The organism is candidate division KSB1 bacterium (assembly GCA_034521575.1).
Taxonomy (GTDB): domain Bacteria; phylum Zhuqueibacterota; class Zhuqueibacteria; order Residuimicrobiales; family Krinioviventaceae; genus JAXHMJ01.
Genome location: JAXHMJ010000004.1, coordinates 22,424 through 39,996, shown reverse-complemented (window position 1 = coordinate 39,996; position 17,573 = coordinate 22,424). Strand labels below are relative to the sequence as shown.

At 40.5% G+C, this 17,573-nt stretch carries 11 protein-coding genes; all 11 read left to right on the top strand.

What is annotated here, in order from left to right; genetic code table 11:
* Nucleotides 1-31: 31 nt before the first annotated feature.
* On the top strand, nt 32-523 hold the full coding sequence (locus U5R06_12335) for a T9SS type A sorting domain-containing protein (GenBank protein ID MDZ7723559.1): 492 nt from the start codon (nt 32-34) through the stop codon (nt 521-523).
* Nucleotides 524-975: 452 nt separating this feature from the next.
* Nucleotides 976-2,856 carry a discoidin domain-containing protein gene (locus U5R06_12330; GenBank protein ID MDZ7723558.1) on the top strand — a complete coding sequence of 627 codons (1,881 nt, stop codon included), beginning with the start codon at nt 976-978 and terminating at the stop codon, nt 2,854-2,856.
* A 72-nt stretch (nt 2,857-2,928) separates the two neighbouring features.
* Nucleotides 2,929-4,401 carry a hypothetical protein gene (locus U5R06_12325; protein ID MDZ7723557.1) on the top strand — a complete coding sequence of 491 codons (1,473 nt, stop codon included), beginning with the start codon at nt 2,929-2,931 and terminating at the stop codon, nt 4,399-4,401.
* Between the two features lie 2 nt (nt 4,402-4,403).
* Nucleotides 4,404-5,558, top strand: coding sequence for a glycoside hydrolase family 88 protein (locus U5R06_12320; protein ID MDZ7723556.1), 1,155 nt, complete (start codon nt 4,404-4,406; stop codon nt 5,556-5,558).
* Between the two features lie 25 nt (nt 5,559-5,583).
* Entirely contained in the window at nt 5,584-8,061 is a 2,478-nt protein-coding gene (locus tag U5R06_12315; GenBank protein ID MDZ7723555.1) for a glycoside hydrolase family 2 TIM barrel-domain containing protein, read from the top strand.
* Nucleotides 8,062-8,130: 69 nt separating this feature from the next.
* A complete protein-coding gene (locus tag U5R06_12310; GenBank protein ID MDZ7723554.1) occupies nt 8,131-10,884 on the top strand; it encodes a glycoside hydrolase family 2 TIM barrel-domain containing protein in 2,754 nt (917 codons plus the stop codon).
* A gap of 80 nt (nt 10,885-10,964) precedes the next feature.
* On the top strand, nt 10,965-12,734 hold the full coding sequence (locus U5R06_12305) for a hypothetical protein (protein MDZ7723553.1): 1,770 nt from the start codon (nt 10,965-10,967) through the stop codon (nt 12,732-12,734).
* Between the two features lie 207 nt (nt 12,735-12,941).
* A complete protein-coding gene (locus U5R06_12300) occupies nt 12,942-13,880 on the top strand; it encodes a hypothetical protein (GenBank protein MDZ7723552.1) in 939 nt (312 codons plus the stop codon).
* Nucleotides 13,881-14,910: 1,030 nt separating this feature from the next.
* The gene (locus U5R06_12295; GenBank protein ID MDZ7723551.1) at nt 14,911-16,044 is read left to right on the top strand and encodes a T9SS type A sorting domain-containing protein; all 1,134 of its coding nucleotides are present in this window, start codon (nt 14,911-14,913) and stop codon (nt 16,042-16,044) included.
* Nucleotides 16,045-16,253: 209 nt separating this feature from the next.
* Nucleotides 16,254-16,637 (top strand): hypothetical protein, encoded by a 384-nt coding sequence (locus U5R06_12290; GenBank protein MDZ7723550.1) that lies wholly within the window; start codon nt 16,254-16,256, stop codon nt 16,635-16,637.
* A complete protein-coding gene (locus tag U5R06_12285; protein ID MDZ7723549.1) occupies nt 16,597-17,493 on the top strand; it encodes a hypothetical protein in 897 nt (298 codons plus the stop codon). Before U5R06_12290 ends, U5R06_12285 begins: the two co-directional genes overlap by 41 nt.
* Nucleotides 17,494-17,573: the final 80 nt, after the last annotated feature.

Here is a 17,573-nt window from a genome sequence, read left to right as displayed (position 1 = left end):
CATGGTATAGAAACAGCTGGTGGAAATGTTGATGGCATTGTTGCCACGAGACTCACGTATTATGGAAGGACCGGATGTGGAGGGAACACTGGACTTTTCTTATTCCAATGAAGCCCTGATGACGGCATCGACACAGGGTCAGCCTTTGGGAGATTTACGCTGGTTCGAAGAAGAAATGCTTCCGACAAATGATGACTTTTCAAGTATGACAGGTGTTAAAGATCTTGACCTGAATACACCTGATAACTATACACTGAGTCAAAATTATCCCAATCCGTTCAATCCCAATACCACTATTTCCTATCAGCTTGGAAAAGCTGCACAAGTTGATCTGGCCGTTTATAATTCTCTGGGTCAAAGAGTGAAAACACTTGTGAATGGTGTAAAAAAGACTGCAGGAAATCACTCTGTGAAATGGAATGGCCTTGGCGAATCAGGTCAGGCAATGCCCACCGGTGTCTACTTTTATCGTCTCGAAGCGGATAATCACACACAAATGAAAAAAATGATTCTGATGCGATAAAACAGATTTTAATTTGTATTTGATCAAAAAAACCTGAGAGGAGAATCTTCTTCTCGGGTTTTTTATGCTGTCATTATTTAATTTACCTCTCAATGTGTATACCAAGTTGACAAAGGCAAATTTTAATTTTTGTTGAAAGCTTTGAACTGGAAGTGAATTTAAAAAAGTACTTTTGGGTTGCACGGTGCAAAATTGGTTTATGAAATGGTATTGTGATGAAAACAAGAAATTCATTCGGACTTTTTATTATATGTTATGTCTGCCTGTCCAGTTTAATTTCGGCAAATCCTGTAAAGGTCACAGATGATCTTTCTCATTCGGGATTTGGGTATTATAATACCTGCCCGGAATCGCCGAATGGCCATAAAATAGCTTTTACAAAAATGCTTGACCATTCAAGCAGTGACCGGTATGCGGTGTATCCCGCTGAATTATGGGTATGCAACCGGGATTTGACCGGGCATGAAAAAATATTTGCTATATCAGGATGCAGCAATCATAATTTTTCAAGAAATATTTGGATCGATGATAAAACGATTGTGTTGCACGATCAGGGGGCAAACAAGGTTTATATTATTGATATCAATACAAAATCTGTTAAATTCTCCGTAAACGCAAAAAATATTGGACATAATGTTTTTAATGATAAATTATTATTAGGTGATGCCGGGTCTGTCGATGGGATATACACATTTGATTGTGCAACAGGACAAAAAAAGCTCATCATCAGCAAAGATAAAGTCGGAACTCTATGCAATCCATTGATCGGGGGCAATGATGATCCTTCAACATGGGGATTGGGGCATTTTCAATTTTCTCAAGATGGGGCAGTCATCGCAATCAAAATTAAAGCTGGTGGGTCCGAGAAAAACAAGTATTTAATAACCTGCAAGGTGAATGGTGAGGATCTGGAAAATTTCGGACCGAAACCCATGCACTTTTTTTGGTATGATTCCAGCACAATTGCGGGACATGATAATCAAATTGCAGACGGCCAAAGAAATAACCGACAAATGCGCAGATGGGATCGTTCGCATCAATTGATCGAGACGCTTGCCGGCAGTGGAAATCATGCGGCCATGTCATTTGATAAACAATGGTACGCTTCGGATTCCTGGTATCATTCATCTTCAGTCAAATTAAGTTTGTATAAAAAAGGCACCACCCAACCCCGGGCGGTATTAAATCTGGGTTCATTCTCAAATACAGTCTGGACATTGGGAAATCATTTGAATCCAGCTTTTTCACGCGATGGTAAACGTGTTTATTTTATAAAACCTGCCAATAATGACGGAAAATCACAGGCTTATTATTGGGATTTGACCCGTCAAATACAAATTGATACTATTCCCCCGTCTGTACCTTGTAATCTCAATGCACAACCTTTTTACAATAACTGTTGGATTGATCTGAGCTGGTCTTCTTCAACAGACAATGTGGATGTGGTTGACTATCATGTCTATCGTAATGATGAATTGATAGACCGTGTCTCTGATACAACTTTTATCGACAAAAATGTTTCTAGTGAAAAAACATATCATTATCGAGTTGCTGCAATTGATGCGGCTGGAAACATATCCACAAACAGTTCTTTAGCAACAGCTGCGTCCCAGTCAAATAAAAAGCCGGAAATATATCGTTATAGTTCAGAGTATGATGCTAATAGAGCTGAAAATTTACTGGACGGTATTACCAAAGAGTGGTCAAGGTGGTCTGCAGAGGGATTCCCGCAATGGGTGATTATCGATTATGGTCAACAACTATCGATTTCAGGAACGAGGCTGTGGACATGCCAGCATCGATCTTACCGATTTACTATTGCATTGTCCAATTCACCTGATAGCAATTATAAAACTATTGTTGATCATTCCGCTGCAAATATCCATTATGAACAGCTTTTCAAAAATGAATTTACGCCTGTTAATGCACGTTATGTGAAAATTAATATCATTGGAGATGATTCCAATATAGATTCCTGGTGCCATTTATCTGAATTTGATATTGTTTTAAACAGCGTAACCAATGTGTCAATGGAAAATGACGGTTTATTACCGGAGAACATTGAGCTCTGTCAGAATTACCCCAATCCTTTTAATCCGTCAACATCAATAAAGTTTTCAATCCCTTTTCAAAGCTGGGTACAGTTAGCTGTCTGTGATTTATTAGGTAGAAAAATCAAAACATTGATCAGCGGCACGCTGTCACAAGGCAGATATGAAGCAGTATGGAATGGAATAGATTCACAAAATGATCAAGTGACAGCCGGTATGTATCTATTAACCTTAAAATGTAAAAATCAGTCATTGTCCAGAAAAATGCTGTTAATTCGATAGTATCGAAAGGAATTGGCTAAAGTTTTAACCTATGAATATTGAAAATGATCTATCCTGTTTGGGAGAAAGAAAATGATTCGTCCCCTGTTTTTAATTTTATTGTTCGTGGCAATACATTTACATGCCGGGTCAATCTCTGAAAAGAAAGTTATTAATTATCTTGAATACGTGACCAGTTGCGCCGATCATTTGCTCGAGTTCGGCACGGATCATTACGGCAGCAGAAAAACAGCCATGTGGGCGAGCATTATCGATACACGTGATTATTCGGTTCCCGAATACGGCGTCCCGGCCACAAAGGGTGTGCGCAGCCATGATCGTGCGCATGGGGGCAGTAACCTCTATCAGGATGTGACAACGCTCAAGGTGTTTTACGCGTTAAGCGATATTTTAAATACAGATACATACAAGGACGCTGCGAACGCATATGTCACAGACTATTTTAAATTTGCTCAAAGTAAATATAATGGATTATTGGGATGGGGAGAACATCTTTATTATAATTTTTACGCAGATTCCGTAATGATTGATCAAGAAAAAATGGAAAATAAAGGAACTCGATACTTTCCTCACGAATTTTTAGGTTGGACGCCGCCCTGGAAAAAGCTATGGAATATTAATCCTGAAAAAACAAAAAGAGCGATCAGAGGATTGAAATACCATTATAATGGTCCTGATCCAAAGATTTACCTTTTCAATCGACATGCAAATTATTTTAGCACATCTCATCAGAAAAATATCATGCCCTGGATCAAACACTCTGCACTTTACGCTTATTCCTATGCCGTCCTTTACAATAGAACCGGTAATTCAAATGCACTTTATTGGAGTCGACATAGCGGGAATCTCTATTGGAAATTGCGTGATACTGAAACCAATTTAACGCTGAGCTGCCTGTTCCATCATAATGCTTCAACCGGAAAGACATCAAGTATTTCCGGCACATCTTTACTTGCCTACTGGCTTTACAAGGCGTATGAATTAACCGGTGAGGAAAAGCAAAAAATCAAATCACTCGCTTTATTTAATGCATTGGATGAATATCATTGGAATAATGAACAACAGCAATATTATGCATCATTGAATCTTGATGGAACCCTGCATGAAAATTCCAAGATTTCCACCGCCTGGAAAAAGGGGTATGGCTCTTCCAGTATTTTACGATTTGGAAGAGTCGCCGCCTATTTGGCAAAAAAAGAAAATAATCCACATTTTATCCTTATGGCGAAAAGATCTGTAACAATGTTAAATCAGGAAACTCTGCCGGATGAATTTACAGCACAGAATATCGCGGATGTGATGAATATCAATTTGGATTTTTACGATATAACAAAAGATAATTGTTATTTACAGACAGTAGAAAAATTTGCCCATATTGCCGTTGACCAGCTCTGGAACAACGGGTTGTTTGCCCGTCAAAATAATCATGATCCTTATTATGAAGCAAAGTTGGCCGTCGGAGATCTGTTGGTGGCTTTTCTCAGACTGCATTTAATTTATCATCCCGATAACAGTAAAAATATTAAATATGATTGGAGTTTTTGATTATGAAATCTGCAAAATTAGCTTTATTGATGTTGATGTCCTTTTTTACGATTTCTTTGTTGGGTCAGGCTGAAAAAGATGTGTTCTCGGAAAAATTTATCAAAAAACAAATGATAATGACTGCTGACTGGCAATTTGAAAATTTATTTACAGAAACCCCGCTTTCGGATGGCGGAATCGAACCCGTACCGGAAACCGGTTGGATTCGCGGTGCCTTTTATACCGGGGTGATGGCTTTGTATAAAACCACAGGTAATGAAAAATATCTGAATAAAATGCTGGAATGGGGTGAGGGGAATAATTGGCAACCCGGTAAAAGAGAACGTCATGCTGATGATCATGTGGTGGGACAAACTTATCTGGACCTTTTTTTTATCAAAAAAGACAAAGCAATGATTGCACCGTTGAAAAAAAGATTTGATAAAATGATAAAAGATCCAAAATGGGGCCCGGTTGCGGGCTGGACAAAAAAATGGAACTGGAGTTGGTGCGATGCCCTTTTTATGGCGCCTCCCGCCATGGTTAAAATGAGTGTGGCAACCGGTGATGAAAAATATATTGATCTAATGAATCGTATGTGGTGGAATACATATGACCATCTTTATTCTAAAAAATATCATTTGTTTTATCGTGATGATAACTATATATCGCATAAAGACGGTAGCCAGGTAAAGACAAAACACGGAAAACCCGTTTTCTGGGGGCGTGGAAACGGCTGGGTGATGGGAGGCTTGGTCCGGGTTTTAGATCATCTTTCAAAAGATTATAAGGATTATGAAAGGTATGTGGATTTGTACAAGGAAATGTCTGAAAAAATAGCCTCTCTTCAGGGCAAAGACGGATTATGGCGCTCCAGTCTGCTTGATCCCAAAGAGTTTCCGCAACCGGAAACCAGTTGTAGCGGTTTTTTCTGCTACGCGTTGACCTGGGGAATCAACAATGATTTATTATGCAAAGATGAATATCTCCCGGTGGTGAAACAGGCATGGGTAGGGCTGAATGGAGCTATGCATCCTAACGGTAAACTGGGTTGGGTCCAACAGGTCGGGCATGACCCCCGTTCCGTCTCAAAGGATGATACCATGGAATATGGAACCGGAGCATTCCTTTTGGCCGGTAGTGAGATTATCAAACTCGATCTGCAGGATGATCAATAATTAAACCTCCTCAAAAGGTGATCCAATGATATACAAGAAAGTTTTATTGATTCTGATCTTGTGCGCGATAACAAGTGCGGAAACAATTGAATTGTCGCAATGGAAATTCAAAGGCACACAGGACCTTACAGGTGCCGAAAATATCAATTTTGACGACAGTGCCTGGGAAACTGTGAAGACACCGCACTCTTGGGTAAAGAAAACAAATCAGCGAAATGTCAAATATAAAGCAGCGTGGTATCGTACCACATTTTCATTTACAGAAGATATAAAGTCAAATACTGTTTATATTTTCTTTGAACGTGCCTCTCTCAATAGCACGGTGTTTTGTAATGGTCATAAAGTCGGTACGCATCGGGGAGGTTACACCAGTTTTATCTTTGATGTTACAAAATATATCAACCCGAATAAACCCAATCTTGTGGCCGTGAAACTGAATAATACCCAGGATCTGCAGGCAATGCCCGCCAATTCCTTTGGTGGTTTGTGGGGTAACGTGCGGATTATTATGAAATCTGCTGTTCATATTGATCCCACATTTTATGCCGCTTCCGGTGTGTTTATCACACCACAGGATGTATCAGATGCCGGTGCTGCTTTGAACCTAAAGACGTTGTTGAGAAACCGAAGCGAATCACTTGCCCGTGTGCAGGTCAAACAAATCCTGGCGGATGAAAATGAACAGCCTGTGATACCTGAAATAGAACGTTCCGTACAACTTGAACCACAAAAGACTGCTGCTGTTGAGTACGTATTGGATGTCAAAAATCCAAAATTGTGGGAGCCAGAGAATCCTTATCTATATACGCTCAAAACTGAGCTTTTTGTCGATGGTGTATGTGTTGATAGTCTCATCGAAAGAACTGGCATTCGAACAGTAAGAATCAGCGCGGATGAATTCCAATTGAATGATCGGGCGCTGAAACTATATGGCGCCTGTTATTGTCATCCCACGAACGAATCCCTGGGTGCCGCTTTGACAGATCGTGCGATTCGGTTTGATCTAAATGTTATGAAGCATGATTTGGGTTTTAATGCGGTTCGCTTCAGTCATTGGCCATTCCCGAAAGCCGCCTATCAATACTGCGATGAGATCGGTTTGATTTCCATGGTGGAAAATGGATACGCCTGGCATGAAGAGATCGAAATCGGTCCCGAGGGAGATCGTCAGACCCGGGAGATGATTTATCAGGCCTGGAATCATCCCAGTATTGCTTTCTGGAGTGCAGGGAATGAAAATCCGCATCCGGGCTATTATCATTATGCTCAAGTGATCAGTGCAGCAGACTCGAGCCGGATCATAACGTGTGTAGATGACAAGAATGATTTTATTACAGGCGGGACTGTACGTGTCCCCAGGCAGCACCATGATGTTGTTTTTCAGAATAAATATTTCGGTTGGTATGAGGGAAAGCCTTGGGATTACGAGCGTTTTTTTAAACGATTCCATTTTATTGGTGAAACCGGAGGCGGTTCTCTGCGCACAAACCATCAACCTTATTTTAGTACAAATTTTGAACCCAGTCAATTTGAACCGGAAGAATGGTCGCAATTGCTTTACGAAGCATTGTTACAAACGGCTTTTGTGACGCAACCGGAAGATGTAAGCGCCTTGTTCATATGGCACTATCGTGATATTTTTTCCGGAAAGTATAAAGGCTATAACACAAAGGGATTATTCGCAGCGGGGCAGTTTAAAAAAGACAATTGCATTTTGTATCAATCCTTTTTGAAGCCGGATAATCCGATCCTGCGTATTGTCGGAAAACATTGGTACGTACGTCGGGGGGAGAATGACTTGAAAGTATATGCCAATGCTCGTCAAGTTCGATTATTTGTCAATGGAAATAATATAGGGGTACGATCAAACGGCCAGTATCATCATCATATGTATAGAGATCGTACTGTCAATAATGTCTTTTATTGGTTGGATGCCCTGGAATCAGGACGCAATGAAATACGGGTAGTGGATGATAGTGGGCATACAGATTCAACCGTGATCTATGTTGCTGATGAACATTATAACTTACCATCTATTAAAGAACCACCGATTAAGAATCTTTCCTGTACAAACTCCAAAAATAAAGCACTATATCTTAACATGTCTCCAGAGAAGAACTGGCCTGTGTATTTAGACGCCGGAGATTCCCGTTTAACTGGTGAAGAAAGTGACAATACGTTTCTGCATATCCCGGAAATTCTTCATGGAGCTAAAAGAATTATTACTAAACGGCAGAGTGATCCAAAGCTTAATTCAGAGATTTCATTTAAAATCGCCGGGCCGGGCGGTCTCACGATTTATGTGATGGCTACCGATAAACATATTCCCGTGTCGTTAAAACAATCCGGATTTGTGGATACATATACTCGCGCCCGTTGGAGAAATAATAACTCGGTTCCTGTTGACTGTAAGATTTTCAGTAAAAAGGTACATTTGGGTGAAACAATAAATCTCAAAGTTGACTCTGTGGACTGGGTCATATTTCTAAAAACAGAGATGTAAATGAAATAGAAAGGTAACGGCATGACTTTTATTAAATATGCAATTATAATGGCACTCGGTGCTGCACTTATGACGTGCACTTTTGGTATTGAATTATCAGGCAGGCAAAGTTCAAGCATGACCGGAGACTGGACATTTAACTATTTCCCGCAGTCAGAGTTTGATACACGTTTTGTACAACCCCAATTTGACGATTCTAAATGGCAGGCTGTTGCCATACCTCACACGTGGTCGACATATGAAACAACAGGGGAAGTCCACCCTTTTATTTATACTCCCTCTGAACGCGATGATACATATTGGTGGTATGGTTGGGGATATTACCGAAAAACATTCCGGCTTGATCCCTCTTTGAAAAATAAAAGAATAACAGTAGAATTCGACGGCGTACAGAAATATTCCAGAATTTATCTGAACGGCAAGTTTATCGGTGATCATAAAGGTGGATTCACCAGTTTTTATTTTGATCTGACAGACGAAATCAACTGGAAAAACGAGAATGTTTTAGCTGTTCTGGTGAGCAATCGCCGTAATGATGAACATCAGATACCGCCAATGACGGCCGGAAACTGGAATGTTTACGGCGGTATATACCGCAATGTTCGAATGGTTGTAAAGAATAATATCCATTTTCCTTATCAGGGATCATACAAGCATGAGGGAGGTACATTTATTACAACATCCGGTGTTTCCCAACATGCAGCCACTGTACATATAAAAACATATGTACAAAACAGTTCGTCGAAAGATGAAAATGCTGTTTTAAAAACAACTGTTATTAGCCCGGAAAATAAAAAGTTTACTTTGACTGCTTTAAAAAAAGTTAGTGCCGGAGATATGGCCTGCTTTGAACAGGATAATAAAATATTGGATCCTATATTATGGTCTCCCGACTCGCCATCCCTCTACAAGGTAGTGAGTACACTAACCGTCAATGATCAGATAGTCGATGAAATCAAAAGTCCGTTAGGTATACGCTGGTTCAGATGGGATTATGATACAAACGATCTTTATGTGAATGGAAGCAAAATAAACATCAAAGGAATCAACCGGCATCAGGAATATCCGTGGCTGGGAGATGCCATTCCCAAATGGATATCTCGAATGGACATGGTAGACATTAAACAAAACCTCGGGCATAACTTTATGCGGTTGGCCCATTATCCAAATGACGCGTATTTATATCATCTGGCTGATTCACTCGGGATCATTATGGTAGAAGAAGCGCCCAATATTAAATCCATTGATTTCAATGAAAAGGTTCAGGAGCAGAATGTCCGCGAGATGATTCGCCGTGATCGCAACCATCCGTCCATATTTTTCTGGAGTATGGGGAATGAGACACATGATGCTGCCGACTCGAAGTGGGCAGTGGAAGAGGATACGTCCCGGATTATTCACCTGAGAAAGGGACAAGACGGCGGTGACTATATTCAGCACACCCACAAAAATCTTGATATGGAGCAATTGTTGCGGGTTACGATTCGAGGGTGGTTTGATGAAGATGATGCCCCTGAAGGATTCAGTTCAAAACCATCCAACGGGCAATGGGCAAGCAACAATACCTGGCAGCATCAGGCAGCTCGTATAAGAGAAGCAAGTGTCAGAGGTCTTTTGGGTGATAATTGCAATGCATGGCTTTATGAAGACCATGGTGCGGACCGTGAATACAAAAACTGTATCTTGAAACATATCAATCCAAAAGGCTGGGTTGATATGTATCGGCAGCCAAAATATATTTACTGGTTAACCAAAGCGTTTTATACAGATATTCCAACAGTATTTGTACATCCGCATTTTTGGAGAACCGAATATATCGGTGAGAAGAAAGACATTCAAATTGATGCCAATACCGAGGATATTGAATTGTTTGTCAATGGCAAAAGTTATGGTGTGCAATATCCTTCAAAACAATCATTCAACACGGTCACTTTCAAAGATGTTTTGGTTGAAAGGGGAACGTTAAAGGCGGTCGGGAATATCGGTACCAAAAAGCTTGAACACAAGGTGACCATGCCGGGGCAGCCGTTTAAACTTACCTTGACAACCAGTCATGATCAAATTACTGCTGACCGCAGCAGTGTTGCCATCGTGACGGCTAATATTGTTGATGATGCCGGTAACCCCGTCATTGATGCACAAAACATACTGAAATGGCAGGTAACAGGACCTGCCACGCTTGTTGGACCTTCTTTGTACAAGTCCGATATTATGAAACATGAAGAACCCCAAGGTACAGGCTATACCGTGGTTCCCGTGTCAAATGTTATCCGGGCAACCAATCAAGCAGGTAAAATCACTGTAACCGTCTCTTCCAAAGGTCTACAACCGGCAACTGTGATGATTAATGCAATACCACCTCAACCAAAAGACTCATGGCTGATTCAGAAAGCACTTGATGATCAGAATCGTTCAAAAGTTACTCGTGACACCAGTTTTGTTCGCAAATCTGACGCGGTTCCGCAATTTATTTTGCCAACCAGAGAAAACCACACATTTAAAGAACATGAGAACACTGATTATGAAAAGATAATTGAAAATTTTATTCATGATCGGAACAGGGGAGTATACGAAGACATGATTGCTTTTCCTGTTTTAATTGATGTATTGGCAAATAAACTTGCGAGCAGTAATGGATATCTCATTGCTGATGATTATAATTTTTTCATTCATCAATTTAATGTTCTGTGCGTTTTGGAAAAGGCAATAGACAGCGCACTCTCAGACCCGGCCAAAGCAGACAAACTCAAGAAAACCTATGCCGTAAATGTTTTGGAAAAAGGTCAGCAAATTGACCTGGAAGAAGAGATAGAAAAATTGTAGACATGACCAAATGACAATAATGCCTTGTTTATTAGAAATGTTAAAATTGAATGATTTTCTAACACTAGCCTGGATTTACGATGTTGAAAATAAAATTACGCATGGATCATAGTTTTTATTTTATTTTATTGGCTGTTTTTGTTAAATGTCTTTTGGCACAAACAGATTTGCCGGAACGAAATTTTGGACCCAGTAAAGGGCGAATACCGATCGATTATTATGAAAAGATCATGAATTGTCTGGAGGAGAATGATAAATCTGCAACAAAATATTTTTGTAAACTTGCTATCAACCATTTTTTAGATGACGATAGTCCGCTGCCGAAAAATATTTATGGTATTTTTCGTGATGAAAATGGCAATGATGTCGCACCATTGTATCGGTCGCATGAAGGGTGTGATGACTTGATGTATGCGTTATTGCAGGGGGTTAAAAGATATCCCGAGGATATTGATTTTCAGAATTATTATGAAAAAATTCTGGATTATGCTGATGCTATGCTGGAATTTGCAACAGACCGATATGGCAATATAAAATCACCTCTTTTAGCGAGTATTTTAACCCGGGATCCGGTTCCCAAAGTACCTGAAGATCCTGATCATCCGGGCCATGGTGTACGGATTAAAAAACACAATGTTTACAGCTATGATAAAGATGGAATAAAGAATAATTGGGTAGCTGTAGGTGTCGGGAATATCTGGTATGGCTCCAATGAATCGCATAAATCATCATGGCATGGGACTGATTTAGCTCAGGATGAAAAGCTGTATGATCTGCTCTACGAATTGAGCGCACTGACAGAGAATTCCAAATACAGAAATGCAGCTGCCGCCTCACTTGAATTTTGGCTGGCCAATTGTTCTACAGAGACGCATCTTTTTCCCTGGGGTGAACATAGTGGATGGAATTTTTTTACAGAGCATTATGATCAGGGATGGTATCATTCCAGATATCATGAGTTTGATGGCGGTGAGGGGATGTACGATAAATTTATTGAGCATCAGCCCCGTGTGAAAACAGGCGAATTAACCGTTATGGAAAAATTTGCTCTTGCGCATGTTTCGACCTCAATCGGGCGAATTCTGGACGGAAAATTGCAGGGAATGTTTGTTTATGGACGCCATCAACCTTTATGGGCTTACAGGGATAGCGCTGCCATAGAAGACGCTGATCTGAAAGAGTTTGGCAATTTCCCCCGCATCGCCGGTTCTATTTTATATTCACAGGCGTTTGCGTACAACCGCTCTAACAATCCGGATTTTAAAGAATCTGTTGTAAAACACATGAATCTCATCGCTGACGGGTTGGAAGAACAACGGTCCAGACTTGGGGTTGGTTTTTATCCCTACTTGTATCCCGTCAGTTCTAAAGGAACATTTGATACATTTAAAAATTATCAAAATAACAGACTTGGTGTGAATGCAATGCGGGCAGCCTTTCTCATGAAACAGGCAAATGCTTGCAAAACCATAATTGATAAACTAATTGCAATCGGCAAAGCTACTGGAAAAGATAAACCTGTTGTTGTCGAATCGTATTATGGCCCATCAATGGTTACGGGTGTGATACCTGAAAATAAAAGTATGATTTCAGATTCTATCGTTACTTTAAGCTGGACTCAAACAGAAAGAGCTGATTCTTATCATATTTACGTTTCTGAACATGCTGATGATCTAAGAACGGCCAATACGAATTCCCCTTGTTTTGTTGGAAATACAAGTGATACACATTGTTCACTCGCTCATCTGGAACCAGAGAAACAATATTTTTGGTCAGTTGATGCCGTCGGGAAAGCTGCAATTCGTAAGGGTGAAATCAATAGCATTTGGATTAAAACTGCTCATCCTTAATAGATGTCACGCATCGTTTAATAATGAATAGACATTATGTAAAGGATGTAATTATCTCAAAAGCTAAAATGTGATAATTTTACAACCTTTTTGATGCGCGTCAAAAAATAGTTATCAAATATAAATACGGATTTATTCGAAAAAGTGGAGCTGTTACTATGAAAAAACTGTTTTTCTCTCTGGCATTATCACTATTGATTAATGTTAATGTTTACAGTCAAAATTCAGGCTCATGTGCTTCAATTGGTCGCCCGTGATGCCGGGGACGATGAAATCGGGCGTTGGACATATCCAACACATACGCCCGAAACTCTGAATTTTATCAAGCCGGGAGATGAATCAAATATCCGATTTAAAGAAAATGAGGATGAATACCGGATTGAGGTTGGAGAATTGATTTATGTCTTTGACAAACAGAATGGTCAGCTAGAAAAAGTCCGGGCCTATGGACATAGTATTCCGCTTTCTAAAGGGCCTGTGTTCGTCAGTCGTGAAAAAACTGTAGAGGATGTAAAGGTTTTCAAAAACAAAAATGGATCAATGTCAATTACTGCAATTTATAAACAAAAAGCAGATTCAATAACCTGGACAATCCAAAAAACCGGATTACTAAATCTTTACGTTGCTTATCAGCCGGCTCATGATGCTGCTTATGCGGGGATAAGTTTTTCTTTTCCCGAGGACATGGTGAAAACCATGGAATGGATGGGGAAAGGGCCGTTCAGAGTTTGGAAAAACAGAATAGTCGGAACCAACGTAGGTGTTTGGGAAAAAGAATATAATAATACCATCACCGGACATAAAGGATTTAAATATCCCGAGTTCAAAGGTTATCATGCAGAAATGTACTGGGCCAATTTAAAATGTAAGCAGGGCAAAGGCTTTAAAGTGTATTTTAAATCGAATGATATCTTTTTTCGCTTGTTTACACCTGATCAACCCGAGAACCCCAGGTCAACAGTAGTTGATTTTCCCAAAGGTGATATTTCATTTTTACACGGCATAAATCCTATTGGTACCAAATTCAAAGAAACCCGTAATCTGGGCCCTCATTCTTCCACATATTATTTCAGTCCGAAAAAAATTAAAGGACGAAAATTGCGAATGAAGCTGATTTTTGATTTTCGCAACAGCACAACATATTAAGGATAATTTAAAGTGCTATTATGAATGTCAAAAATCTGGTAAAAATAATCAGATGAAAAAACTGTAAGATAAAAGGAAAAGTTAAATGAAAAAATGTTATTCTGGGATGAATCAAAGAACCATGATGTATTGGTTGTTGATAATTATTTTAACACTATTTACCGGTTGTCTCTTTGGGGAAGCTGATCTGCCGGAGCGGAATTTTGGTCCGAGTAAAGGCCGTATACCCATAGATTATTATGATCAAATTATGTATTTTGTGGAATATGCCGGAAAGGCCTCAACAAAGCACATGTGCAATTTGGCCATTGATCATTTTCTTGATGACGATTGTCCGCTACCCAAAAATATTGACGGCATATTTCGTGATGAAAACGACAATGATGCACCTCCCTTATACCGGTCTCATGAAGGGTGTGACGATTTGATGTATGCCTTGTTGCAGGTTTATAAAAAATATCCTGATGATAAGGAGATGCAGGGTTATTATCAGAAAGTTTTGGATTATGCTGATGCGATATTGGAATATGGCACGGACCGGTATGGCAGCACGAATTCACCTCTCATTGCCAGTATCTTAACCCGAGATTCGATTCCCAAAGTACCCGAGGATCCTGAAAATCCGGGCCATGGGGTACGGATTGAAAAGCACAAGGTTTACAGTTATGACAAAGGTGGAATGAGAACAAATTGGATGGCTGTCGGAGTTGGAAATATTTGGTATGGTTCTGATGAATCGCATAAATCTTCATGGCATGGCGCTGATTTAGCTCAGGATGAAAAGTTGTATGATCTGCTCTACGAATTGAGTGACATATCCGGATTGTCCAGGTACAGAGATGCAGCTGCTGCCTCGCTTGAATTCTGGTTGGCAAATTGTCCGACAGAGACGCATCTTTTTCCGTGGGGTGAACACAGTTGCTGGAATTTTTTTACAGAAAATTATGATCAGGGGTGGTATCATGCCCGATACCATGAGTTTAAAGGCGGTGAGGGCCTTTATGATAAATTTGTTGAGCATCAGCCGCGTGTGAAAAAAGGCGAATTTACAGTGATGGAAAAGTTTGCCCTGGCGCATGTTCCGACGGGGGTTGGAGAGGTAAAAAATGGCAGTTTGAAAGGAATGTTTGTCTATTGCCGCCATCAACCCTTATGGGCTGACAGGGTTAGCGCCGCTGAAAAAGATGCTGATTTAAAGAAATTTGGAAATTTCCCCCGCATTCCAGGTTCATTTTTATATTCCCAGGCATTTGCCTACAATCGTTCTTATAATCCGTCGTTTAAAGATTCTGTTTTAAAGGACATGAATTTAATTGCTGATGGTTTGGAACAACAACGTTCCATGCTTTATGTTAAATATTATCCTTACTTGTATCCCGTCAGTTTTAATGGAACATTTGATCAGTGCAAGAATAGCCAAAATGACAGGCTTGGAAAAAGTGTGATGCGTGCCTCTTATTTCATGAATCAGGCCGCAGCCCATGATACCATTATTGAAAAATTAAACACAATCGGGCAGGCAACGTCTCACTATTATCCGATTGTTGTTGATCCTTATCACGGTCCTTCGATGGTTACAAATGTGATACCTGAACATGACAGTACGGTTTCAGATTCCATCGTGACTCTGAGCTGGTTCGAAACAGATGGGGCTGATTCCTATGATGTTTATGTATCGCAAAATTCGGAAGAACTAAGGTCCGCTTTAACGCATTCTCTTTCTTTTGTTGGAAATACGAGTGACACCAGCTGGACATTAACCAATCTTGAAACAGAAAAAGAATATTTCTGGGTCGTGGATGCAGTGGGCAAACATGACATACGCAAAGGTGAAATATATTGTTTCAAAGTAAGCGAGGTTTCAACCTTTGCAGAAGATGGGGAAAAGAATAAATTGATTTCAAAATGTAAGCTTGAGCAAAACTATCCCAATCCGTTTAATCCGTCAACAACAATAAGCTATAGTATGCAAAATCCGGGTCGGGTACTATTAAAAGTTTATAATATTTCCGGGGAAACAGTTGCAATATTGGTTGATGAATTTCAATCAGCAGGTAAACATGAAGTAAAATGGAAAGCCAATGGTCTGTCGAGCGGAATATATTTTTATAAATTACAAACGAATACTTTTACAGAAATACGCAAATTGATATTGCAAAGATAGTAAATATCTTTTGTTGATCAGACACAAAGGATTGATGGATGTAAATGATAGAATTACTGTATGTTATTATTGAGAGTTTAATCATGAAACAAAGAAACTTTTAAAACATCAGCTGAATTTTCGGTAGCACTGGTCATGCCCGGTGTATAGTCCTGTCAGTACCCGATTTATCAGAAATTGTTTCCTGACTTATAATTTAGGTGGAAGAAATGCAATATTGTAAAAAAATTTTTATCTTATGTGTCCTGATGCTGTTTATCATGGTTACCCTGCAGTGTTCTACTGAAAAATCTGATCCATCTGTGGTGAACTTTCCGCAGGTATCAGAACCCATTGCCATAACAAGCGGACCTCTGGAGCATTTTTACGCCAGCTATTACGGCATCACTTCCTGGAGTGAAAATCAAAAGTATGCGACGGTGCTTCAGACGGACATCAAATTCCGGCTGCCGACCGGGGATGATCCGGCGACTCTGGGTCTTGTGGATATGGAAACCTGTGAGTTCCTGCCTTTGGCCGAAACCCGCTGCTGGAATTTTCCAGCAGGGCTGTATGGCGCACTGGTTGTCGGATTCGCTGGTGATTTACAATGATCTCAAAGACGGAAAATTTATTGCTGTCATTATTAATATCCATAGTAAAGAAAAACGGTTTATCAACCACCCGGTCAGTGCGGTTTCACCGGACGGCAGGCGGGCGGTCAGCATTAATTTTGCGCGCCTCCGGCATACGCGTCCCGGATACGGATACGGCGGGGACGGCCAGGACGCGCGCATGGATATTGCCTTTCCGGAAAACGACGGACTGTTTCTAATTGATCTGAAAACAGGCGAGACGAACCTGATCTGTTCCATTGCCCGAGTTCAGGAGCTGGTGCCTGAATTGCCGCAAGAGGGACGGGAGTATTTTAACCACACCTTGTTCAGCCGTGACGACAGCAAGATATTCTGGCTGGCGTGCGCTATACCGAAACGCAACACCACATCGCTAACTGTCAACCGGGACGGCACGGATCTGCGCGCCTGTTTTCCGCGAGGCTGGGGCGGATCGCATTTTGACTGGCTGAACGGTGATGAGCTCATGGTCACGGCCCGGCATCAGGGAAAACAAAGGCGGCATATTCTGTTTACGGTCGGACAGGACAATTATCGCGTACTCGGCGACGGATTGCTGGATTTTGACGGCCACGGTACATTTTCACCGGATGAGCAGTGGATGGTGACCCATACCTATCCCAATAATCCGACCCGGGAGAACAAGTTGTTTTTAATGCACATGCCCACCGACGCCACGATTCCGGTCGGGCGTTTTCTGGAACCGGAGACATTCACCAGCAAATGGCGATGTGATAATCATCCGCGCTGGAGTCCCAAAGGCGATATGATTGGATTCAATTCCACCCATACCGGCAGTCGGCAGGCGTATATTTATAAACTCAACTGGAAATAATATTTTGTTATTTTGAAAAAGTATAGACTATGAATTGACAACACAAAAGCATTTTCAAAGGAAAGTTCTGATCAGATATA